At 63.9% G+C, this 19,733-nt stretch carries 26 protein-coding genes; 7 read left to right on the top strand and 19 right to left on the bottom strand.

The window, feature by feature from the left end:
* Positions 1 to 2 precede the first annotated feature (2 nt).
* Positions 3 to 443, top strand: a complete 441-nt coding sequence (locus Q0139_RS05925) for a polymer-forming cytoskeletal protein (protein WP_298018907.1) — start codon at positions 3 to 5, stop codon at positions 441 to 443.
* Here the strand turns inward: Q0139_RS05925 and Q0139_RS05920 are convergent.
* The 7 genes from Q0139_RS05920 to Q0139_RS05890 form a co-directional block, all read right to left on the bottom strand.
* Positions 440 to 1,684: an APC family permease gene (locus Q0139_RS05920; RefSeq protein WP_298018904.1), complete on the bottom strand. Its 1,245-nt coding sequence runs from the start codon at positions 1,682 to 1,684 to the stop codon at positions 440 to 442. The genes Q0139_RS05925 and Q0139_RS05920 overlap by 4 nt on opposite strands.
* Positions 1,685 to 1,732: 48 nt before the next feature.
* Positions 1,733 to 3,133 (bottom strand): dihydrolipoyl dehydrogenase, encoded by a 1,401-nt coding sequence (lpdA, locus tag Q0139_RS05915; RefSeq protein ID WP_298018901.1) that lies wholly within the window; start codon positions 3,131 to 3,133, stop codon positions 1,733 to 1,735.
* Between the two features lie 4 nt (positions 3,134 to 3,137).
* Complete coding sequence (locus tag Q0139_RS05910; protein WP_298018898.1) at positions 3,138 to 3,614, bottom strand: hypothetical protein; 477 nt, start codon at positions 3,612 to 3,614, stop codon at positions 3,138 to 3,140.
* 16 nt (positions 3,615 to 3,630) lie between these two features.
* Positions 3,631 to 4,023, bottom strand: coding sequence for an acyl-CoA thioesterase (locus tag Q0139_RS05905; RefSeq protein ID WP_298018894.1), 393 nt, complete (start codon positions 4,021 to 4,023; stop codon positions 3,631 to 3,633).
* Positions 4,020 to 4,511, bottom strand: coding sequence for a DUF559 domain-containing protein (locus tag Q0139_RS05900; RefSeq protein WP_298018891.1), 492 nt, complete (start codon positions 4,509 to 4,511; stop codon positions 4,020 to 4,022). The genes Q0139_RS05905 and Q0139_RS05900 overlap by 4 nt, the downstream gene beginning before the upstream one ends.
* A gap of 81 nt (positions 4,512 to 4,592) precedes the next feature.
* A complete protein-coding gene (locus Q0139_RS05895; protein WP_298018888.1) occupies positions 4,593 to 5,915 on the bottom strand; it encodes a pyruvate dehydrogenase complex dihydrolipoamide acetyltransferase in 1,323 nt (440 codons plus the stop codon).
* 29 nt (positions 5,916 to 5,944) lie between these two features.
* Positions 5,945 to 6,367, bottom strand: coding sequence for a hypothetical protein (locus Q0139_RS05890; RefSeq protein WP_298018885.1), 423 nt, complete (start codon positions 6,365 to 6,367; stop codon positions 5,945 to 5,947).
* Positions 6,368 to 6,487: 120 nt separating this feature from the next.
* Here Q0139_RS05890 and Q0139_RS05885 point away from each other — a divergent pair, with 120 nt between their 5' ends.
* The 3 genes from Q0139_RS05885 (at position 6,488) to Q0139_RS05875 (ending at position 8,357) form a co-directional block, all read left to right on the top strand.
* On the top strand, positions 6,488 to 6,940 hold the full coding sequence (locus Q0139_RS05885) for a universal stress protein (protein WP_298018882.1): 453 nt from the start codon (positions 6,488 to 6,490) through the stop codon (positions 6,938 to 6,940).
* Positions 6,941 to 6,951: 11 nt separating this feature from the next.
* Positions 6,952 to 7,203 carry a hypothetical protein gene (locus Q0139_RS05880; RefSeq protein WP_298018879.1) on the top strand — a complete coding sequence of 84 codons (252 nt, stop codon included), beginning with the start codon at positions 6,952 to 6,954 and terminating at the stop codon, positions 7,201 to 7,203.
* Between the two features lie 155 nt (positions 7,204 to 7,358).
* Entirely contained in the window at positions 7,359 to 8,357 is a 999-nt protein-coding gene (locus Q0139_RS05875) for an SDR family NAD(P)-dependent oxidoreductase (protein WP_298018876.1), read from the top strand.
* Between the two features lie 13 nt (positions 8,358 to 8,370).
* Here the strand turns inward: Q0139_RS05875 and Q0139_RS05870 are convergent, their stop codons facing one another.
* From Q0139_RS05870 to Q0139_RS05860, 3 genes are all read right to left on the bottom strand, one after another.
* Positions 8,371 to 8,721: a type II toxin-antitoxin system HicB family antitoxin gene (locus Q0139_RS05870; RefSeq protein WP_298018872.1), complete on the bottom strand. Its 351-nt coding sequence runs from the start codon at positions 8,719 to 8,721 to the stop codon at positions 8,371 to 8,373.
* An 81-nt stretch (positions 8,722 to 8,802) separates the two neighbouring features.
* Positions 8,803 to 9,246, bottom strand: a complete 444-nt coding sequence (locus Q0139_RS05865; RefSeq protein WP_298018869.1) for a hypothetical protein — start codon at positions 9,244 to 9,246, stop codon at positions 8,803 to 8,805.
* Positions 9,247 to 9,257: 11 nt separating this feature from the next.
* Positions 9,258 to 10,142 (bottom strand): branched-chain amino acid aminotransferase, encoded by an 885-nt coding sequence (locus tag Q0139_RS05860; protein ID WP_298018866.1) that lies wholly within the window; start codon positions 10,140 to 10,142, stop codon positions 9,258 to 9,260.
* Positions 10,143 to 10,212: 70 nt separating this feature from the next.
* Between Q0139_RS05860 and Q0139_RS05855 the strand changes: the two genes are divergently transcribed.
* Positions 10,213 to 10,707 carry a MarR family winged helix-turn-helix transcriptional regulator gene (locus Q0139_RS05855; RefSeq protein ID WP_298018862.1) on the top strand — a complete coding sequence of 165 codons (495 nt, stop codon included), beginning with the start codon at positions 10,213 to 10,215 and terminating at the stop codon, positions 10,705 to 10,707.
* 111 nt (positions 10,708 to 10,818) lie between these two features.
* Here Q0139_RS05855 and proC read toward each other — a convergent pair whose 3' ends face one another.
* The 5 genes from proC to Q0139_RS05830 form a co-directional block, all read right to left on the bottom strand.
* Positions 10,819 to 11,622 carry a pyrroline-5-carboxylate reductase gene (gene proC / locus Q0139_RS05850; RefSeq protein WP_298018859.1) on the bottom strand — a complete coding sequence of 268 codons (804 nt, stop codon included), beginning with the start codon at positions 11,620 to 11,622 and terminating at the stop codon, positions 10,819 to 10,821.
* 4 nt (positions 11,623 to 11,626) lie between these two features.
* On the bottom strand, positions 11,627 to 12,136 hold the full coding sequence (locus tag Q0139_RS05845; RefSeq protein ID WP_298018856.1) for a YbjN domain-containing protein: 510 nt from the start codon (positions 12,134 to 12,136) through the stop codon (positions 11,627 to 11,629).
* Between the two features lie 103 nt (positions 12,137 to 12,239).
* On the bottom strand, positions 12,240 to 12,536 hold the full coding sequence (locus Q0139_RS05840; RefSeq protein ID WP_298018853.1) for an accessory factor UbiK family protein: 297 nt from the start codon (positions 12,534 to 12,536) through the stop codon (positions 12,240 to 12,242).
* 33 nt (positions 12,537 to 12,569) lie between these two features.
* Positions 12,570 to 13,115: a TspO/MBR family protein gene (locus Q0139_RS05835; protein WP_298018850.1), complete on the bottom strand. Its 546-nt coding sequence runs from the start codon at positions 13,113 to 13,115 to the stop codon at positions 12,570 to 12,572.
* A 42-nt stretch (positions 13,116 to 13,157) separates the two neighbouring features.
* Positions 13,158 to 13,910 (bottom strand): TlyA family RNA methyltransferase, encoded by a 753-nt coding sequence (locus tag Q0139_RS05830; protein ID WP_298018998.1) that lies wholly within the window; start codon positions 13,908 to 13,910, stop codon positions 13,158 to 13,160.
* A gap of 68 nt (positions 13,911 to 13,978) precedes the next feature.
* Here Q0139_RS05830 and Q0139_RS05825 point away from each other — a divergent pair, with 68 nt between their 5' ends.
* Positions 13,979 to 14,842 carry a hypothetical protein gene (locus tag Q0139_RS05825; RefSeq protein ID WP_298018847.1) on the top strand — a complete coding sequence of 288 codons (864 nt, stop codon included), beginning with the start codon at positions 13,979 to 13,981 and terminating at the stop codon, positions 14,840 to 14,842.
* 4 nt (positions 14,843 to 14,846) lie between these two features.
* Here Q0139_RS05825 and Q0139_RS05820 read toward each other — a convergent pair whose 3' ends face one another.
* The 4 genes from Q0139_RS05820 to Q0139_RS05805 form a co-directional block, all read right to left on the bottom strand.
* Positions 14,847 to 15,614 carry an ion transporter gene (locus Q0139_RS05820; protein WP_298018844.1) on the bottom strand — a complete coding sequence of 256 codons (768 nt, stop codon included), beginning with the start codon at positions 15,612 to 15,614 and terminating at the stop codon, positions 14,847 to 14,849.
* 13 nt (positions 15,615 to 15,627) lie between these two features.
* The gene (dxs, locus tag Q0139_RS05815; protein ID WP_298018841.1) at positions 15,628 to 17,559 is read right to left on the bottom strand and encodes a 1-deoxy-D-xylulose-5-phosphate synthase; all 1,932 of its coding nucleotides are present in this window, start codon (positions 17,557 to 17,559) and stop codon (positions 15,628 to 15,630) included.
* Between the two features lie 223 nt (positions 17,560 to 17,782).
* The gene (locus Q0139_RS05810) at positions 17,783 to 18,250 is read right to left on the bottom strand and encodes a Fur family transcriptional regulator (RefSeq protein ID WP_298018838.1); all 468 of its coding nucleotides are present in this window, start codon (positions 18,248 to 18,250) and stop codon (positions 17,783 to 17,785) included.
* A gap of 121 nt (positions 18,251 to 18,371) precedes the next feature.
* Positions 18,372 to 18,710, bottom strand: coding sequence for a MerC domain-containing protein (locus Q0139_RS05805; protein WP_298018836.1), 339 nt, complete (start codon positions 18,708 to 18,710; stop codon positions 18,372 to 18,374).
* 184 nt (positions 18,711 to 18,894) lie between these two features.
* Between Q0139_RS05805 and Q0139_RS05800 the strand changes: the two genes are divergently transcribed.
* The coding region (locus tag Q0139_RS05800) for a COX15/CtaA family protein (RefSeq protein WP_298018833.1) at positions 18,895 to 19,733 on the top strand (839 nt) is incomplete at its 3' end.

The raw sequence follows: 19,733 nt of genomic DNA, 5'->3' as shown, positions 1-19,733 counted from the left end.
AAATGGCGATCCCGTCGAGCGCCGCCCATTCGTCCAGCTTCTCGGTCATCGGCACCGACGTCACCGTGTCGGGCGATATCGATGCCAGCGTCGATTTGCATATCGACGGCAAGATCGACGGCGACATCCGCTGCGCGATCCTCGTCCAAGGCGAGAACAGCACGATCAACGGCGCCGTCAGCGCCGACCAGGCCCGCATCGCCGGCACCGTGACCGGCGCGATCCACGCCAAGGAACTGATCGTCGAAGCCTCGGCGCGGGTCGAAGGCGACGTGACCTACGAAAAGCTGAGCATCGCCACCGGCGGCCATGTCGAAGGCAGCTTCCGCCATATGAGCAGCGGTACGCTGAAAAAAGACGCCCCGCGCAGCGCCGCGCCCGCCGACGAACCACCGCTGACGCTGGTCAACGAGGCCAAGGGCGAGCAGAAGGCGGCGTTCTAAGGCGCACCTTCGAGCACGACCCGCCCGAACAGAAGCGCCGCGCAGCTCAGCAAGCCACAAAGAGGAACCACGATCGGAAAGGTCCGGACACTGTCTTCGACACTGTGCCCTTGCCGCTTCATCTGGATCAGCGCCCAGTTCGCGGCGAAGAAAACGGCGAGAATGATGAAACTGGTTGCGCTTGCCAACGTCGCGGTGGGGAAGAAAAGTGCGAGCGCCGTCACGATGCCCCCGCCGATCAGCGTGGCGATAAGCGGCGTTTGCGTGCGCTGATGGAGACGCGCGAGCCATTCGGGCGCACCGCCCCGGCGCCGGCCCAGATCGTGGACGACACGCGAGGCCATGACGATCTGTGCGAGCGCGCCATTGACGATAATGAACAAGCTGAGAATCCCGAGTAACGGACCGCTGCCGCCCCGCGCCTCGATCACGTCGACAAGCGGCGCGGAACTCCGCGATAGCATCTGCGGATCGAGCGTCGTCACTGCGACAGCCGCCGTGATCACGTAGAAACCCAGCGCGACGATCAACGCGAAGAAGATCGCAATCGGCAGCGAACGCTTGGCATTCTCGGCCTCCTCTCCGAGCGTGACGAGATCCTCGAAACCGATAAACGCGTAAAAGGCGAGGAAGCTGCCGGCGACGACGCCTGCGGTCCAGCCGCCGTCCTGCGCCAGCGCCGCCTCCGCCGCACGCGGATAGGCGCCGAGATCGCCGCCCGCGACGAAGATCACGACCAGCAGGCCGACCACGCCCGCCGCGGTCGTAATCCCCATAAACCAGGCCGACTGTTTGACGCCGACCGCCGCCACGAAGGTAAGTGTACCAACGAGAAGCGGCACTGCCCACCACTTCGACACCTCGACGAAAACTCCGAGATAACCGACGAAACCCGTCGTGATGGTGGCCGCCGATACCAAGCCCGTCGCGATCAGCGCCCAACCCGCGATCCAGGTCAAACCATCGCGGCCGAAGCCTTCCGCGACGAAGGCGGCCGAACCGCCGCTTTGGGGCACCCGCGCGCCGAGTTCGGCGTAGGACAATGCGGTGAACGCGGCCGCACCGGCGGCAAGAAGAAAGGCGAACGGGGCCAGTGCGCCGGCCTCGCCGATGATGTCGCCGATGACCACATAGATGCCCGCGCCGAGCACGGTGCCGAGCCCGTAAATTGCGAGCATCGGCGTCGAAATCGACCGTGACAGATTTTCGCCGTTACCGGTTTCGTGCTTGTCTCCCGCCATGCCCCGCCAACGGACCGGCCGGTCGATTGTTCAATCCACGGTGGGCGATCAATAATGCAGCGCGCGCCCATAGGCGTCGAGCACGCTTTCGTGCATCATCTCCGATAGCGTCGGGTGCGGGAACACCGTGTGCATCAGCTCTGCCTCGGTCGTCTCCAGCTGCCGCGCCACGGCATAGCCCTGGATCAGTTCGGTCACCTCGGCGCCGATCATGTGCGCGCCCAATAGCTCGCCGCTCTCGGCATCGAACACCGTCTTGATGAAGCCGTCCGCCTCGCCGAGCGCGATCGCCTTGCCGTTGCCGATAAAGGGGAAGTTGCCGACCTTCACCTTGCGCCCGGCTTCCTTGGCCTTGGCCTCGGTCATGCCGACGCTCGCCACCTGCGGCCGCGAATAGGTGCAGCCGGGGATGTTGCTTGTCTCGAAGGCGTGCGGGTTGCCGCCGGCGAGCCTTTCGACCGCGACGACGCCTTCGTGCGACGCCTTGTGCGCGAGCCAGGGCGGGCCGGTGACATCGCCGATGGCGAGGATGCCCTCGACATTGGTTCGCCCGAAGCCGTCGACCTCGATATGGCCGTTCTTCGCCGTCTTCACGCCAAGCGTGTCGAGCCCGATTTCCTCGGTGTTCGGCACGATGCCGATGGCGACGATGGCGTGGCTGAAGTCGTGGCTTTCGGACTTACCCTTGGCGTCCTTGATCACCGCCTTCACACCCTTGGCATCGCTCTCCAGCTTCTCGACGCCGGCGCCAGTCAGGATCGTCATGCCCTGCTTCTTGAGAGTCTTTTCCATATGCGCGGAGATCGCTTCGTCCTCGACCGGGAGGATGCGCGGCAGCATTTCGACGATCGTCACCTCGGCGCCTAGATCGCTGTAGAAACTCGCGAATTCGACCCCGATCGCGCCCGATCCGATGACGAGCAGCTTGGTCGGCATTTCCTGCGGCACCATGGCATGGCGATAGGTCCAGATCCGCTTGCCGTCGGCCTTGGCGAAGGGCAGGTCGCGGGCGCGGGCGCCGGTGGCGATCATGATGTTCTTCGCGGCAAGCTCGGTGGTCTTGCCGTCCCCGGCCGTGACACTGAGCTTGCCCTTGCCCGTCAGCTTGCCGACGCCCTCATGCACGGCGACCTTGTTCTTCTTCATCAGGTGCGTGACGCCCTGGTTCAATTGCTTCGCCACACCGCGCGACCGCTCGACAACCTTGGCGAGATCGTGCCCGACCTTCTCGGCCTTGAGCCCGTAATCGCCTGCATGCTCCATATAATGATAGATCTCGCTGGTCCTGAGCAGCGCCTTGGTCGGGATACAGCCCCAGTTGAGGCAGATCCCGCCGAGCTTCTCGCGCTCGACGATCGCGACCTTGAGGCCGAGCTGGCTCGCGCGGATCGCGGCGACATAGCCGCCGGGGCCGGAGCCGAGGATGATGAGGTCGTAGCTTTCGGCCATCGCTTCAGTCGCTTTCGAACAGGGGTTTGAGAATGAGGCCATGCCATAGCAAGCCGACCGCGATCCCGCCAACCGAACCGACCGCCATTGCCGAAACAAGATCTTCCGCGTTGGCGATGCGCGGGGTGCCGAGCGGGGTCAACAGCGGTACGAGGAGCCAGAGCAGGACGATGCCCGCGACGGCGCTAAAGGCGAGATGCGGCCAGAACGGCGCCCGGCCCTTCTTGCGATACCACATCATCAGCGGGATTTGCGACGCCAGCGCGGCGACGATCGACAGCGGCGCGCCGAAAAAGGAAGCAAGCAGGCCGTAGAAAAAGGCGATGGTGAAAAACGAACCGGCGCTCTCATTCTCCAGCCCGCCGCCCGGCAGAAAAAAGAACATCAGCGCAGTGAAGGTGAAGGCGGCGGCGAATCCGGCCGCCAGCGGCGAAAAGATGATCGCCAGCGCCCAGCGAACGATCATCCTGTCCCGTGTCATTGCCCCCTCGCCCGCGTCAGTCGGTTTCGAGCGGCGGGACGGGGCGCGGCTTCTTGTCCTCGCCGATAGCGACCATCGTGAACAGTCCCTCGGCAACGCGTTCGGCGAATTCGCTGTTGCGATCGCGGCGCCAGGCATCGGTGCGGATCGTCATCGAAGAGCGGCCGATGCGATCGAACGTCGCCCAGACAGACAGCTCGTCGCCGACGATCACCGGCCTCATAAATTTGAGCCCCTCCGCCCCGATCACCGAAGCCTGCCCGTCGCAATGGCGCGAGGCGAGAGACCCGGCGGCCAGCGCCATCTGCCCCATGATCCACCCGCCGAACATCGTGCCATAGGGGTTGAGATCGGACGGCATCGCGGTGGTGCGGATGAGAGGCGGTGTCGTGGGGAAGGTGTCGGTCATGAAGCATTGCTCCTCTCCCCTTGCGGGAGAGGAAACGGAGACTTGGCAGCTTGCTGCCTAGTCGCAGTTGGAGAGGGCACACGCACCAGAGCCGCAAGAATGGCTTCCGCAACACCGTTCGGGTTGTTCAGTATCTCGTTGTTCCAGAACCGCAACACCGCAAAACCCTGAACACGCAAATACGCATCGCGTTCGGTATCATAGGTGCTTTCGGCATGCTGCGACCCGTCCGCTTCTATGATGACCCGGTGCCGGAAATTCACGAAATCGACGATGTAACGGTCGATCACGACCTGCCGCTTGAATTTGAATTCGGCCAGCCGTTTCGCCCGTAACAATGACCAAACGCGCCGTTCGGCATCGGTGGGATTGCAACGCATTTGCTTCGCGCGCTCGCGAAGTTCGTCCCCTCTCCCTCCCACGCGCTGACGCGCGCGGGCCCCTCCCTCTCCCGCAAGGGGAGAGGGGCTGGCTTCGCGATCATACACTGCAGCTCCTCTCACCTTGCGGGAGAGGAAACAGAGGCTCGGCAGCTTGCTGCCTGATCGCAGTTGGAGACGGGCTGACAGTCAAGTCAGCATCCCCAGCGGGTTCTCACACAGCGCCTTGAACGCCTGCATGAGCTGCGCTCCATCCGCGCCGTCGATGGCGCGATGGTCGAAACTGCCGGTGGCGGACATGACGGTCGCGGCCTGGAGCTCGCCGTCGATGACATAGGGCCGCTGCTCGCCCGCGCCGATCGCCATGATCATGCCCTGGGGGGGGTTGATGACGGCGTCGAACTGCTTGATGCCGAACATGCCCATGTTGGAGATGCTCGCCGTGCCGCCCTGATATTCATGCGGTTGCAGCTTGCCGTCCTTCGCCTTGGCCGCGAGATCGCGCATTTCATTCGAGATCGCCGAGAGCGACTTGCTGTCTGCCCCGACGATGATCGGGGTGATGAGGCCGTTCGGCACGCTGACCGCAACCGAGATATCGGCGCGGCTATAGGTGAGCAGCTGGTCGCCCGAGATCGACACATTGCATTTGGGCACCTGCATCAGCGATACCGCGAGCGCCTTGATCAGCAGGTCGTTGACCGAGAGCTTGATGTCGCGCGCTTCGAGCGTCGCGTTCAATTCCTTGCGCAGCGACAGCAGCGGATCGAGATGGATGTCGACGGTGAGATAGATATGCGGGACGGTCTGCTTCGCCTCCGTAAGGCGGCGCGCGATCGTCTTGCGCATGTTGGAGAGCTTCTCCGCCTCGTGCGGGATATCGGTGTCGAAGGCGGCAGGCGCAGGGGCGGCGGCTTTGTCCGGGGCAGCCTTGGCGGGCGCGGCTTCGGTGCCATCGATATCGGCCTTGACGATCCGGCCCTTCGGTCCACTGCCGGAAATGGTCGTCAGGTCGATGCCCTTCGCCTCGGCCAGCCGCCGCGCCAGCGGGCTCGCCTTCACCCGCTCGCCATCCTTCACCGGCGCCGGCGGGGCTTCAATATCGGGGGCCGGGTCGGACGATTTCGCCGCGGCTTTTGGCGCAGGCTTCCCCGCCTCCGGCTCATTCGGTTCTTCGGGCGCTGCCGCCTCAGCCTTGGGCGTTGCCGGTTCCGGCTCCTTGGCCTTGGCCGCATCGCCCGACGGCGCTTCGATGCTGTCGGCGTCCTCGCCTTCCTCGGCGATCATAGCGATCACCGTGCCGACGGCGACCTCGTCGGTGCCCTCGGCCACCAGGATTTTCGCCAGCACGCCCTCGTCGACCGCCTCGAACTCCATCGTCGCCTTGTCGGTTTCGATCTCGGCCATGATGTCGCCGGCGGCGATCGTGTCGCCTTCCTTTACCAGCCATTTGGCGAGCGTGCCTTCCTCCATCGTCGGCGAAAGGGCGGGCATTTTGAGTTCGATGGCCATCGGTCAGTCCTGCGTAACGGGCGTTTCGGTCAGCGCAGCAATCCTTGGCGTCTCGCCCGCCCTGCGTAAAGGGCAAAGCCCGCCTCGATCACCACGACGAGCACGTTTACCACCGATCCGGCATCGCCATAGACCCGCGCGCCGTCGAGCATGGTGTAGTCGACGACGACCGCCAGCGCGAGCAGCACCGTCGCCGCCCAGAGCGCCCGTTCGGCGATGCCGCGCCGGAGCAGCAGCGTCACCGCGCCGATAACGCCGAGAAACACCGTCGTTGTCCACAATATGCGCCGCCATTCGGGCAGGGTGATCAGGAATTCGACCAGCGGCTGCGGATAGCCCTGCAGATGCGCGATCGAATCGACGCTCGTCATCACAAGATCGTATAGGCTGAACAGGTTGAAGATCAGCGCCAGCGCGGCGACGGCCCAGAAGACGATCGGGGTTCGGGTCATGCAACGTTCTTTAGCGGCCGGGCGATGCGCTGTCGAAGGATATGGCTGCATCTCGCCTCCCCGCTTGCCTCATCCTCCCATCTGGCGCAGTCTCCGGGCAACACGGCGAGGGGCAACCGCATGCGCACCTATCTGGTGGTGATCGACGAGACTGAGGAGTCGCGTACCGCACTCCATTATGCCGCGGTACGCGCGATCAGGCTGGGCCGCACGGTCGAGATCGTCGCGCTGATCCCGCAGCAGGAATTCGTCAACTGGGCTGCCGTCGAAGCGACCTTCGAGGAAGAGGCCCGGATGCGGGCCGAGGCGGCGGTCGCGCAGGCTGCGGGCGAACTGGTCGAGGCGACCGGCGTGCAGCCGAAAATCACCGTCAAACGCGGCGATCCGATCAAGGCCGTTCGCGAGGCGATTGCCGAGAGCGAGGATATCGCCGGCCTGATGCTCGCCGCGGCGCCGGGCGCCTCGCCGGGCCCGCTCGTCACCCATTTCGCCGCGGCCGCGGGCGATCTGCCCTGCCCCGTCATCATCGTTCCGGGCGGGCTGAATTTCGAGGAACTGGAGAAACTGGGCTAGGGAGAGACAATATGTCATTGGCGATCAAGACGACCATCATTTCCGCGATCGTCGCGGCGTTGGTGTGGCTCATCATGGGCCGTGTCGAACAGGCGGTGATCGCGGCCGTCGTCACCGGCCTCGTCCATGGGCTGCAAGGTATCTCGCCCATTCCCGGCCCCGATCGCGATCGCCCCAACTGGCTTGCGATCGTCACGGCAGCCGTGTTCGTCCTCTGGGCGATCTATTTCTATTTTTCGGGCAACACGACCGGGGTCCGTTAAAAAATCCGCCTTCATGTGCCTCGTTGTGATTGCCACGGCTCTGGCGAGCCTGACCACAATCTCGCTGTCGCGCGCGAAATCGACAATCGACACCTCATACTGGCCACCACGCCCCGCCCTCGCTAAGCGACCGGCGACACAGTGAGGGAACACCCATGACGGTTCTGGTAACGGGCGCGGCCGGTTTTATCGGCATGCATGTGGCGCAGCGACTGATGGCGCGCGGCGAAAGCGTGATCGGGATCGACAGCCTCAACGATTATTATTCGGTGCAGCTCAAAAAGGACCGTCTGCAGCAGATCGCGGGCAACCGGTTCAGCTTCGAACGGGTCGATTTTTCGGACATGGATGCACTCAACGCAGCGCTCGATGATCATCGTTTCGACCGGATCGTGCATCTCGGCGCGCAGGCGGGTGTCCGCTACAGCCTCACCAACCCGCAAGCCTATGTGCAGTCCAACCTCGCCGGCCATGTCAACATGATGGAAGTCGCGCGGCACCGCGAGGTCGGCCACATGGTCTATGCCTCGTCATCGTCGGTCTATGGCGGCAATGACAGCTTCCCGTTCCGTGTCGAGGACCGGGTCGACCAGCCCGTCTCGCTCTATGCCGCAACGAAAAAAGCCGACGAGCTGATGAGCGAGACCTATGCGCACCTCTACCGCATTCCGATGACGGGGCTGCGCTTCTTCACCGTCTACGGCCCCTGGGGCCGGCCCGATATGGCGCTGTGGATCTTCACGCGGAAGATCCTCGCCGGCGAGCCGATCCCGGTGTTCAACCATGGCGAGATGCGCCGCGATTTCACCTATATCGACGATATCGTCACCGGCGTGCTGGCCACGCTCGACCATCCGCCCGCCGATGACGGCGAGGAGAAGCCGGGCGGCAGCACCAAGCCGCACGCGCTCTACAATATCGGCAACAACCGCTCCGAACAGCTGATGCACATGATCGACGTGCTGGAAGAAGCGCTGGGCCGGAAAGTCGAGCGCGAGATGCTACCGATGCAGGCCGGTGACGTGACAGCGACCGCCGCCGATATCAGCGCGATCCAGGAGGCCATCGGCTTCGAACCGACGACGCCGATCGAGGTAGGGATTCCGAAGTTTGTCGAGTGGTATCGCGGGTATCACGGAATCAGGACGAGCTAGAAACCGTTTTCAATCAGCGCGCGTGCCTGCCGGTCAATTTCTCTTCCGCCGACGCAGCCAGCGCGGCCTCGCTGAACTCGTTGAGGCTTTGACTGGCGATTTCGGCGGCCAGCGCGGCTTTCGCATGCACCGCCGGGCTCATCCGCAACATGACCTTGCCCGAATAGCTTTTTTCCGGCCGCTTGCCGACTTTGGCGCAGGTTACAAGATAATCAGCGACGGCTTCCTCGAACGCCGCTTTCAGCCCTTCGGTGGTGTCCGCGTGAAAACCGACGACATCGTCGATACCCGCGACCCTGCCGGTAAACAGCATATCGCCTTCGTCGAAAGCGACGGCGGCGCGATAGCCTTTGTAACTCATCATGGCATTGCTCCGATCTTCTCCAGAAATTCAAAATGGCGTATCCTGTCGCATCGCGCTTTTTGTTCGCCTTTCCGACTAAACCTACAACACGCGATTTGACGAACTAAGAGCATTGTCGGCGATCAATTCGGCAATGGCCAAACGGCAATATTCTCGAAGCAGGTCAACGAAGGGATCTTCGCGATGGGTGATATACCCCATCCCTGCGACATCGCTCGCCAGCGGTTGATAAATCTGCGCAACCGGGCCGAAGTCACTCACCAAATTTTCGAGTGAGGCCGCCCGATTGCGAACGTGGTCCCAATGCACGAAAATGTAGACCAGAATCGCTCCGCACAAGGTACGAAACGGAAGACGTCGATTTTCCCACTCCGCTATTTGGCGCGCATGATAAAAATTTTTGGGCTCGGTGGTCATCAATTCCAGCAGGTTCAACGCATCGCGCTGCGCGCCGCGGTCGTTGATCAATTTGCTGTCAATAATCCACTGCCGGTTCGGCAATGGATAGCCGAACTCGCTGTCCACCAGATTTCCATCTAGCTGTTCGACAACTGCCCCCGCACGAGCTTCGCGTAATCGTTCATCAGCCCCAGCGTCATCTCGCCGACCTCGAAATTCCACGGCCCCGCTTCGCGCACAGGCGTTACCTCTGCCGCGCTGCCGGTGAGGAAGAACTGCTCGAAGCCTTCCAGTTCCTCGGGCCAGATGTCGCGTTCGATCACCTTGATGTCGCGTTTCTTGGCGAGCGCCATCACCGTCTGCCGCGTGATACCGTTCAAAAAGCAATCGGGCGTCGGGGTGTGGATGATGCCGTCAGCCACGAAGAAGGCGTTGGCGCCGGTCGCCTCGGCGATCTGGCCGCGCCAGTCCATCATCAGCGCGTCGTCATAGCCTTTGTCGGCGGCGGCGTGCTTGGCCATGGTGCAGATCATATAGAGCCCGGCGGCCTTGGCATGGACGGGCGCGGTATAGGGTGCGGGGCGCCGCCAGGGCGAGATATCGAGCCGGATACCCTGCTCCTTGTTCTTGAAATAGTCGCCCCATTCCCAGGCCGCGATCGCGACATGCGTTTTGGTCGCCTGCGCAGCGACGCCCATCTGCTCGGGCCCGCGCCAGGCGACGGGGCGGACATAGGCATCGGAAAGATCGTTGGCCTCGAGCACCTGCCTGCACGCCGCGTCGATCTCCTCGACGCTGTACGGCATCGGCATGCCGAGGATCTTGGCCGAGACATGCAGCCGTTCGCTGTGCCGCGTCAGCTCGAATATCTCGCCGCCATAGGCGCGCTGGCCTTCGAACACGCTCGAGGCATAGTGCATCGCATGGGTCAGGATATGGACGTTGGCGTCGCGCCAGTCGACGAGCTTTCCGTCGAACCAGATCTTGCCGTCGCGATCGTCATAGGGCTGGGATTCGGGCATCTACAGGAACCTTCGATATTGGCCATTCGGTTGTTGCGCCGGGTTAGGCCCGCTGCCAAAAACGGTCAACATGGCGAGCCAACCTCCTTCCGCCTCCCCCCTCTTCCTGCGCGAAGCCGAGATCCGGCGCGGGATCGAACTGCTGTTCTTCGGCCATGGCGAGTTGATGGCAAGCGCCGATGCGTTGCTCGAGGAAAAAGGGCTGGGCCGCGCGCATCACCGGGCGCTCTATTTCATCGCGCGCAAGCCGGGGCTGCCCGTGGGCGATCTGATCGCGTTGCTCGGCATCACCAAGCAATCGCTGGGCCGCGTGCTGCGCGAACTGGAGCAACGCGAACTCGTCGAGCGCAAGCCGGGGCGCGAAGACCGGCGGCAGGTGCTCCTGAAGCTGACGGCGAGCGGCACGGCGCTGGAGGCGAAGCTGTTCGAGGCGCTGCGCGAGAAGATGGTCGCGGCCTATAGCGATGCGGGTTCGGCCGCGATTTCGGGGTTCTGGACGGTGCTGGAGAAGCTGCTGAGTGCGGATCGGGCGGCGCTGGCCGGCGAGCTCGGGGACAAGCGCTAACGCGAACACGTTACCGTCATTGCGAGGAGCGAAGCGACGCGGCAATCCAGAGCGGCATGCGTTGCGCCTTGTAGCTCTGGATTGCTTCGCTGCGCTCGCAATGACGAACGACTACCGCGCCTCTTCCGCCATTTCCTCGTTGCGCCGGGTAGCCGCCTCCAACGTCGCCCGCGCCAGCGCGTCCAGCGCCCCATCGGCGTCGAGCACGTCGAGCCCCTTGCGCGTCGAACCGCCGGGGCTGGCGACGCGATCCGCCAGCGTGCCGGGGTCTTCGTCCGACCGGGCGGCGAGGCGCGCGGCGCCTTCGACGGTGGCGATTGCCATGCGCTCCGACTGCGCTGGATCGAGCCCCAGCGCCGCCCCCGCCCGCGCCATCGCGTCGATATAGCGGAACAGGAAGGCCGGGCCGCTGCCGGCCAGCGCGGTGACGACGTTAAACAGCGCCTCGTCGTCGAGCCACTCGGCCAGGCCCAGACGCCCCATCAGCGCCTCGACGGCATCGGCGCCGACCGCGTTCCTGTCTTCGGCCAGCAATCCCACGACCCCCGCATTCAGCGCCACCGGCGTGTTCGGCATGGCGCGCACGATCGACCCTGCATCGGGGAAAGCCTTGCGCAGCGTCGCCAGTTCGACGCCGGCAAGAATCGACACGATATGCGTGTCCGGCCCGATCAACGGCGCAAGCTTCGGCGCCTCCTCGGCCAGATGATAGGGCTTGAAACCGATCTGCACGATCGCATCGCCAAAGAGCGTACCGGGCAATTCGCGCTGGACGGGCACGTCGCGGGCCGCGGCCTTGCCACTGGGACGAACAACGCGGAAATCCTGCGTCGCCATCCCGCTCGCCAGCCAGCCGTCGAGCATCGCGCCCGCCATATTGCCGCAGCCGATCAGCCAGATGGGCCGCTCGCCCATCGCCTCAGGCCTCCCCGACGGTCTCGACCAGCGCCGCCTGGATCGCTTCGGGCGGCGTCTTGTCGCCCCAGAGCACGAACTGGAACACCGGGTAAAAACGCTCGCATTCGTCGAGCGCCGCCTCGATCAGCATCTCGGCCTGTTCGATCGACAGCGTCCCGTCGCTGCCGGGATCGAGCAAGGCAGCATGGCGGAACAGGATCATCCCCGATGCCGCCCACATTTCGAAATGGCCGAGCCAGAGCTGCTCGTTGATCAGGCCGAAGGTTTCGTAGACCAGCCCGCGCTTTTCGGCGGGGACGCGAATGTCGGGGAGCGCCAGGAATTGCAGCACGCGCTCTTCCTCGCGCCAGACCGCGCGCATCTCGTATTGCGTCCAGCTTCCCTTGACCGCGGTGACGATTTCCTCGTCGCCATTGCGCTCGGACTGCCAGCCATGGGCGTTGAAATAGTCCTCGAGAATATCGAGCGGCGCGCCCGCGAGCAGGCGGTCGCCATATTCGCCCACGTTCATGATGTTCGCGCCCCGTTCGTCATGGGTGCGAAGTGAATCATCGCGAGTCCGCCCGCAACCTCCCCGCCTTACCAAGCTGTGGAGGAACGCAGTGAATCGCGGCTTAACTTTTCTTCGAAGTGGTTGATGTGGCGTCCTTTTTGCGCGGCGCAGGTTTCGCTGCGGCGGCTTCGAGCGCGTCGAGTCTCGCCTTCAATTCCTCGGCTTCGTCGCGCGCGGCGGCGGCCATTTCCTTCACCGCTTCGAACTCTTCGCGGCTGACGAAATCCATCCCGCCGACGAACTCGCGTGCCTTTTCGCGCATTGAGGATTCGGCTTCGCGCCCCATCCCGGCAATCGTGCCGGCGGCGCTGTTCACCATCTTGACGATATCGTCGATCAGCTTGTTTTCGGTCTGCATGATGCCCTCCGGCGTATCAGGTCTCTAATACAGCTATATCTGGGTGCTGTTGTTGCCGACGACAAGGGTTTCGGCGTCGGGATTGAGCTGGTCGACCTGGAAGTTGAGCGCCGCGGCGAAAATCAGCCAGGCGATATAGGGCAGCATCATGACGCCCGCGACCGTCCGTACGCGCCAGAAGAACCATGTCGTCAGCCCGGCTAGCCCCAGTGTCAGCAGCAGCCACCAGAAGGCGAAACTGACCTGGTTCATGCCGAAGAAGATCGGCGACCAGAGCAGGTTGGCGACGAACTGGGCGATGAACGTGGCGATCGCGATCCCGCGCAGCCGCGATCCCTTGGCGTTGACGACCAGCACGAGCGCCAGCCCCATCAACACATAGAGAATCGGCCAGACGATGCCGAACAGATAAGATGGTGGCTGAAAGGACGGCTTTTCGAGCGCGCGATACCAGTTCGTATCGCCCGATCCGGAGATCATGCCCGAGGCGAGCCCGAGCAACACGACCACCGGCACCAGCACGAGTGCCCAGCGCAGAAACGACATGCGAAGCTGGCCCTTCGTGGCGACGCCGACCATATGCGAATCCCTTTGCTGCGCTTGCGTTGTTACCCGATAGCCTTAACCGGCCAAGCTTTCCAAGCGTTCCGCGCCGATGAGAAATTCGACGTTGCCTTCGGGTCCCGTAATGGGACTTTGCGTCACGCCTGAGACGTTCCAGCCAATGCCTTCCAGCCATTGGCGAACTTCTTGGCAGACCCGGGCGTGGACGGCGGGATCGCGCACCACGCCGCCCTTCCCCACTTCCTCACGCCCCGCCTCGAACTGCGGTTTGATCAGGGCGATGAGTTTGGCATCGCGCGCAGCCAGATTCAGCGGCGTTTCCAGCACTTTGGCGAGCGAAATGAAGCTGGCATCGCAAACGACGATATCCGGCGGCTCCGGAATTTGTTCGCGCGTCAGATGACGTGCATTGGTCTGCTCGAGCACGACGACGCGATCGTCCTGCCGCAATTTCCAGGCGAGCTGGTTGGTGCCCGAATCGACGGCATAGACGCGCGCCGCGCCCCGGCTGAGCAGCACATCGGTAAAGCCCCCCGTCGACGACCCGACATCGATCGCCACCGCGTCCGTCACGTCCCAACCGAAATGGACGAGCCCGTGATCGAGCTTGAGCCCGCCGCGCGACACCCAGGGATGATCGCGTCCGCGCACCTCCAGCAGCGCATTGGCCTTGACCGGCTGCCCCGCCTTTTCGACGCGCGTTTCGCCGGAAAACACCTTGCCGGCGAGGATCAGCGCCTGCGCCCGCGTCCGGCTTTCGACCAGCCCGCGATCGACCAGCGCCTGATCGGCGCGCATTCCCTTGGCCATGGCGATCCTTTCCGCGGTGGATTGCAGCATTGCCATCCGCGCCCCTTTCTCGGCAAGAGGCTGGGGCAATGCGCTTTCCCGTCGAAACCGATTACGCCCGCTGGGGCCGCAAGCGCTGGCGGCACGATCTCGACGGCTTCCTGGCGCTCGAGACGCTGCCGTCGGGTCTGCACCTCATCGATTTCGGCGCGGTCGAGCTCGGCCTGCTGATCCGCAACCGCGGGGCAACCTCGACCTTCTACGGTTTCCACGCCGCACAAAGCCCGGTGACGCGACGGCCCGTCCCCTATTTTCAAGGACGGCAAATCGCGCCGCAGCGACTCAACACCGTGCTCGTCTCCGATCCCTCGCTCTACCTGCACGACGACGTGCGCGTCGGCTGGTTCCTCGGCAGCAAGCATGTCGACATGCCCGCCATCTGGCCCCGGATCATGGATACAATCGACGCGCTGATGGGCGCGGACGGCCCTCGCCTGCTCTGGGGCAACAGCGCGGGGGGGACGGCGGCCCTAATCTATGCGCGCGAGCAGGATACAAGCGTCGTCATGAACCCGCAGATCGTGCTCCGCAATTTCACCTGGAGCCGCGTCCAACCCTGGCTGCTTCACGGTTGGGATATCGAGGAATATTTCGAGGGGCTGGCGCATGGCGAGGAACATCTCGACCTGCGCGACAGGGTCGTGCCGCACCGGATCGTTTACTGCCAGAACCGGCATGACGACCATGTCGAACTGCAGCTGAAGCCGTTCGCCGAAACGCTCGGCGTGTCCACCGAGCCGGGCGACGACGGCATGTTCAAGCTCATTCTTGGCGACTGGGGCAAGGGCCATATCCCGCCGCCGAGCGAGGAACAGGCCCGCTATGTCGCCGAAGAGGCGGAGCGCATCGCACCATCGCTACCTTGGTGGAAGAGGCTGCCGGGAATGGGCTGAAGCCTTATTCATCGTCGCTTTCCCTGTCGCGGCGGCGCTGCATGGCATCGGAAAAGGCGGCGGCGAAGATGCCGGTCGGCATCGCGATCACGCCGATCCCGCACACCGCGATCACCGCGGCGCACATCTTGCCGAGCACGGTGATCGGATAGGCGTCGCCATAGCCGATCGTCGTCAGCGTCACGATCGACCACCACAGCGCACGCGGGATCGAACCGAATGCCTCGGGCTGCGCCTGGCCTTCGGCGAAATAGAGCAGACTGGCGCTGAACAGCATCAGCAGCATCGCGATGATGATCGACACCCAAAGCTCGAAACGACGGTCGTAGAGCGCGGCCATGACGCTGTCGAAAGCGGTGCTCATCCGGCCGAGCCGCACGACGCGCAGGATGCGGACGATGCGCGCGAAACGCAGCCAGTAGAAGCTCGTTGATGCGAGCGTCAGGAACAGGGGCAGCAGCGCCACCGCGTCGATCAGCGCCGAAGGCGTGACAATCCAGCGCAGGCGGCCGAACCGCTTGCCCTTGAACCGCGGATCCTCCCCCGCCGCGTATAGCCGGGCCGCATATTCGATGCAGAACAGGACGCCGAAGGCGAGCTGCAGCGTGAGGAAGGTGGCGGCATAGGGTTTGCCGATGGTCGGCTCGGTCTCGATGATCGCCAGAAACGCCGCGAGGATAATGACGCCCGCGATGATGAGGTTGGTCGTCGAAAGCGCCCCCGGCCGCGCACGCGGTTCGAGTTCGCGATAGAGGGCAGCGCGGATCGACATCCCCCCGCCCGAACTACGCCCTCTCGCCAACCTCTTCGACGCCTGCACTATTATGGCGGAGCGCCTTCAGAACGGTCTCGACGATGCCGTCGGCATCGAGGCCCGCTTCGGCATATTGCTTCTCGGGCTTGTCCTGGTCGATGAACGCGTCGGGCAGGCGCATCGTGCGCAGCTTGAGGCCCGTGTCGATCAGGCCTTCGTCGCTCGCCATGGTCAGGACGTGCGCGCCGAAGCCGCCGATGCTCGCTTCCTCGATCGTCACCGCGACTTCATGGTTGGCGAGGAGCTTGCGGATCAGCGCCTCGTCCAGCGGCTTGGCGAAGCGCATATCGGCGATGGTGGCTGAGAGGCCCATGGCCTCCAGTTTATCGGCCGCCTTGTGCGATTCCTCGAGCCGCGCGCCAAGCGAGAGGATCGCGACGCTCTTTCCCTTGCGCACGATCCGGCCCTTGCCGATCTCGAGCTTTTCGGGCGTTTCGGGCAGCGGCACGCCCATGCCCGCGCCGCGCGGATAGCGAACAGCGATGGGACCGTCGTCATATTCGGCCATGGTATAGGTCATGTGCGCGAGCTCGGCCTCGTCGCCCGCCGCCATGACGACGAAATTGGGCAGCGTGCACAGATAGGCGAGATCGAAACTGCCGGCATGAGTCGAACCATCGGCGCCGACCAGCCCGGCGCGGTCCATCGCGAAGCGCACGGGCAGGTTCTGGATCGCCACGTCATGCACGACCTGGTCGTATGCGCGCTGGAGAAAGGTCGAATAGATGGCGGCGAAGGGCCGCATCCCCTGTGCGGCAAGGCCGGCGGCGAAGGTCACGGCATGCTGCTCGGCAATGCCGACATCGAAGGCGCGGTCGGGGTGCGCGGCGGCGAACTTGTCGACGCCGGTGCCGCCCGGCATCGCCGCAGTGATCGCGCAGATACGCGGGTCGCTCTCGGCAAGCTTCGCCAACGTTTCGCCGAACACGTTTTGATAGGCGGGCGGCCCGCCACCCGGCCCCTTGTCCTGCTTGCCCGAAACGACATCGAACTTGGCAACGCCGTGATATTTGTCGGCAGCGGCCTCGGCGGGGGCGTAGCCCTTGCCCTTTTGCGTGACGACATGGACGAGGATCGGCCCCTCGGCAGCATCGCGGACATTTTCGAGCACCGGGATCAGCGCGTCCATATCGTGGCCGTCGATCGGGCCGACATAATAGAAGCCCAGTTCCTCGAACAGCGTCCCGCCGGTCATCATGCCGCGCGCATATTCGTCGGTCTTGCGCGCCGCGATGTGAAGCGGGCGCGGCAGCTTGCGGGCAAACCGGCGCGCGAGTTCGCGCAGGCCAAGGAATTTGCCGGACGAAACGAGCCGCGCGAGATAGGTGGAAAGCCCGCCCACGGGCGGCGCGATCGACATGTCGTTGTCGTTGAGAATCACCACAAGGCGATTCCCTGCCTGTTCCGCATTGTTCATCGCCTCATAGGCCATGCCCGCGCTCATCGCGCCGTCGCCGATCACGGCGATCGCCTTCCCCGGCCGGTCGCTCAACTTGTTGGCAACGGCAAAGCCGAGCGCGGCGGAGATCGACGTCGAGCTGTGCGCGGCGCCGAACGGATCGTACTCGCTCTCGGAACGCTTGGTGAAGCCCGAAAGCCCGCCGCCCTGCCGCAGCGTCCGGATACGATCGCGGCGGCCGGTCAGAATCTTGTGCGGATAGCATTGATGGCCGACGTCCCAGACCAGCCGGTCATCGGGGGTATCGAAGACGTAGTGGATCGCGGTCGTCAGTTCGACCACGCCCAGCCCGGCACCGAGATGCCCGCCGGTCACTGACACCGCCGAGATCACCTCCTCGCGCAGCTCATCGGCAAACTGACGCAGCTCGCTCTGCTTCAGCTTGCGCAGGTCTTCGGGATAGGACACCTGATCAAGCAACGGGGTCTCGGGACGATCTGACATGAGGCACGACCTTTCTTGCCCCCTATTTAGGGGCGGGAAAGCGCCGTGTCGAATGGAGGTTTTTCCTCTCCCATCTAGGGAGAGGATAGGAAGGCTTGCAAAATCGTGATGCGAAGCGATCGATTTTCTTAGCCGACTTGGTGAGGGCCCTCACCAAGTTTCGCTAACTCGCTGCGCTCGCAAGCTCCACTATCCTCTCCCTAAATGGGAGAGGATTTTGGGCCTACCCGCACTTCTCGCACAGCCCGCGCACTTCGATCACCGGGCGTTCCGGATTGAAGCCCTTTGCGCGCGCGGCGTCGCGCACGCCGTTGGCGAGCTTGTCATTGTCGAGATGCGTCGTCGTCCCGCAATTGTCGCAGACGAGGAAGATGCAGTCGTGCAGGCAATCGGGATGGCGATTGGCGAGATAGGCGTTCTCGCTCTCCACCCGGCGCGCGACATTGGCGGCGGTGAACAGGTCGAGGATGCGGTAGACGCTGTTGGCGGCGACGCGGCGATCCTGCGCCTTGGAAACCGCCTCCGCGATATCATAGGCCGATGCGGGCTGATCGAATTCGGCCAGCGCATCGAAGACGGCGGCGCGCATCCGCGTCCATTGTTCGCCCGAGCGTTCCAGCGCCGTCTGCGCGGCAGCGGCAAGCGCCTCGCCCTCGTGCATTTCGTGATGATGGGTGTGGGTGTCGGCCATGGTTGAAAGTTAGGCGCGAGGGGCACGGGGTGCAATAGATGCAGGCGTGCGGGTGTTTGTGAGGTTTGCGTTGTTTGTCAGATCTCGCCTTTGGCTTGCCGCTAGCCAAAGTCTGACAAAATTATCTGAAAGCCCGACGGTTCAGGTCATGCCCCAGCGCCAGCAACCCGACGCCGATCATCGTGTAGATCGTTTCCATCTCGCCATGCGGCAGGCTCAGCGCGCCGGCCATCGCGCCGATGCCGAGCGAGGAGATGGCGACGGGCATCATATAACCGTGCCGATAGGCGCCGCGGCCGACCGCGATCACGCCGAAGACGATGGCGACGGCAAGGCCGACTTCATGAATCAGCGGATCGAAAAGCGCACCGCCCGCCGCCGAGGCGAGCGCGACGAACACCGCCGTGCTCAGGCAATGGACGAGACAAAGGCCCGACAGGGCGATTGCCCATCGGTCCATTGAACCTGCTCCGAAAGCCAGTCGTGGCATGATCGTCAAATTTCCTTCGCCCGCGCGATGGTCCGTCGCGCGGCTCCCTGTTCATCTAGGCTATGGCACGAACGATACAATATCACAACACATGCTTCTTCGATTTTTTCCGCATATTGGTTTCGCGCCGCCGCTCGCCTATGGGCGGACCGATATGGCCAGCCGCACCGCCCCCGCCGCGAGCACATCGAGCCCTTTCAGGACAGAGCGCCCACGCGCCCTTGCGCTCTGGCTGCTCGGCGTGGCGGGTCTCGTCTTTGCGATGGTCGTCGTCGGCGGAATCACGCGGCTGACCGAATCGGGGCTTTCGATCACAGAATGGGATCCCGTCACCGGTGCCCTCCCCCCGCTGAACCAGACCGACTGGATGGCCGAGTTCGCCAAATACCAGCAGACCGAACAATATCGCACCGTCACCGGCCCCGCCGGGATGACGCTGTCGCAATTCCAGTTCATCTTCTTCTGGGAATGGGTGCACCGGCTCTTGGGCCGCGTCATCGGCCTCGCCTTCGCCCTTCCCCTCGCCTGGTTCTGGATCCGCAAGGCGATCCCAGCCGGATACAAGCCGCGCCTGCTCGCCCTCCTCGCGCTCGGCGGGCTACAAGGCGCGATCGGCTGGTGGATGGTGACGTCGGGATTGTGGACCGGCGACCGGGTCAGCCATTACCGGCTGGCGGTGCACCTGCTGCTCGCGCTCTTCATCCTCGGCGGGCTGGTCTGGACCGCGCTCGACCTCCAACGCCTCCATCGCAATGCCGAGGCCCGGCCCGCGAAACTGACCGGCTTCGGCATAGGCGTACTCGTCATCCTCTTCGTCCAGCTGCTCTACGGCGCCTGGGTCGCCGGGATGCGCGCCGGCTATGTCGCGAGCGACTGGCCGCTGATGCAGGGCAGTTTCTTCCCGGCGGGCGTCGACTGGTCGCAGGGGCTGGCCGCGTTCAACAACGATCCCTTCCTCGTCCATTTCATCCATCGCTGGTGGGCCTGGGTCGC

The sequence above is a fragment of the uncultured Parasphingopyxis sp. genome (assembly GCF_937129435.1).
Taxonomy (GTDB): domain Bacteria; phylum Pseudomonadota; class Alphaproteobacteria; order Sphingomonadales; family Sphingomonadaceae; genus Parasphingopyxis.
This window is presented reverse-complemented; position numbering and strand designations above follow the sequence as displayed.

Coding starts and splice junctions, on each gene's coding strand:
- Q0139_RS05925 (WP_298018907.1), top strand. CDS start 3: ATGGCGATCCCGTCGAGCGCCGCCCATTCGTCCAGCTTCTCGGTCATC.
- Q0139_RS05920 (WP_298018904.1), bottom strand. CDS start 1,684: ATGGCGGGAGACAAGCACGAAACCGGTAACGGCGAAAATCTGTCACGG.
- lpdA (WP_298018901.1), bottom strand. CDS start 3,133: ATGGCCGAAAGCTACGACCTCATCATCCTCGGCTCCGGCCCCGGCGGC.
- Q0139_RS05910 (WP_298018898.1), bottom strand. CDS start 3,614: ATGACACGGGACAGGATGATCGTTCGCTGGGCGCTGGCGATCATCTTT.
- Q0139_RS05905 (WP_298018894.1), bottom strand. CDS start 4,023: ATGACCGACACCTTCCCCACGACACCGCCTCTCATCCGCACCACCGCG.
- Q0139_RS05895 (WP_298018888.1), bottom strand. CDS start 5,915: ATGGCCATCGAACTCAAAATGCCCGCCCTTTCGCCGACGATGGAGGAA.
- Q0139_RS05890 (WP_298018885.1), bottom strand. CDS start 6,367: ATGACCCGAACCCCGATCGTCTTCTGGGCCGTCGCCGCGCTGGCGCTG.
- Q0139_RS05885 (WP_298018882.1), top strand. CDS start 6,488: ATGCGCACCTATCTGGTGGTGATCGACGAGACTGAGGAGTCGCGTACC.
- Q0139_RS05880 (WP_298018879.1), top strand. CDS start 6,952: ATGTCATTGGCGATCAAGACGACCATCATTTCCGCGATCGTCGCGGCG.
- Q0139_RS05875 (WP_298018876.1), top strand. CDS start 7,359: ATGACGGTTCTGGTAACGGGCGCGGCCGGTTTTATCGGCATGCATGTG.
- Q0139_RS05870 (WP_298018872.1), bottom strand. CDS start 8,721: ATGATGAGTTACAAAGGCTATCGCGCCGCCGTCGCTTTCGACGAAGGC.
- Q0139_RS05860 (WP_298018866.1), bottom strand. CDS start 10,142: ATGCCCGAATCCCAGCCCTATGACGATCGCGACGGCAAGATCTGGTTC.
- Q0139_RS05855 (WP_298018862.1), top strand. CDS start 10,213: ATGGCGAGCCAACCTCCTTCCGCCTCCCCCCTCTTCCTGCGCGAAGCC.
- proC (WP_298018859.1), bottom strand. CDS start 11,622: ATGGGCGAGCGGCCCATCTGGCTGATCGGCTGCGGCAATATGGCGGGC.
- Q0139_RS05845 (WP_298018856.1), bottom strand. CDS start 12,136: ATGAACGTGGGCGAATATGGCGACCGCCTGCTCGCGGGCGCGCCGCTC.
- Q0139_RS05840 (WP_298018853.1), bottom strand. CDS start 12,536: ATGCAGACCGAAAACAAGCTGATCGACGATATCGTCAAGATGGTGAAC.
- Q0139_RS05835 (WP_298018850.1), bottom strand. CDS start 13,115: ATGGTCGGCGTCGCCACGAAGGGCCAGCTTCGCATGTCGTTTCTGCGC.
- Q0139_RS05830 (WP_298018998.1), bottom strand. CDS start 13,910: ATGGCCAAGGGAATGCGCGCCGATCAGGCGCTGGTCGATCGCGGGCTG.
- Q0139_RS05825 (WP_298018847.1), top strand. CDS start 13,979: ATGCGCTTTCCCGTCGAAACCGATTACGCCCGCTGGGGCCGCAAGCGC.
- Q0139_RS05820 (WP_298018844.1), bottom strand. CDS start 15,614: ATGTCGATCCGCGCTGCCCTCTATCGCGAACTCGAACCGCGTGCGCGG.
- dxs (WP_298018841.1), bottom strand. CDS start 17,559: ATGTCAGATCGTCCCGAGACCCCGTTGCTTGATCAGGTGTCCTATCCC.
- Q0139_RS05810 (WP_298018838.1), bottom strand. CDS start 18,250: ATGGCCGACACCCACACCCATCATCACGAAATGCACGAGGGCGAGGCG.
- Q0139_RS05805 (WP_298018836.1), bottom strand. CDS start 18,710: ATGGACCGATGGGCAATCGCCCTGTCGGGCCTTTGTCTCGTCCATTGC.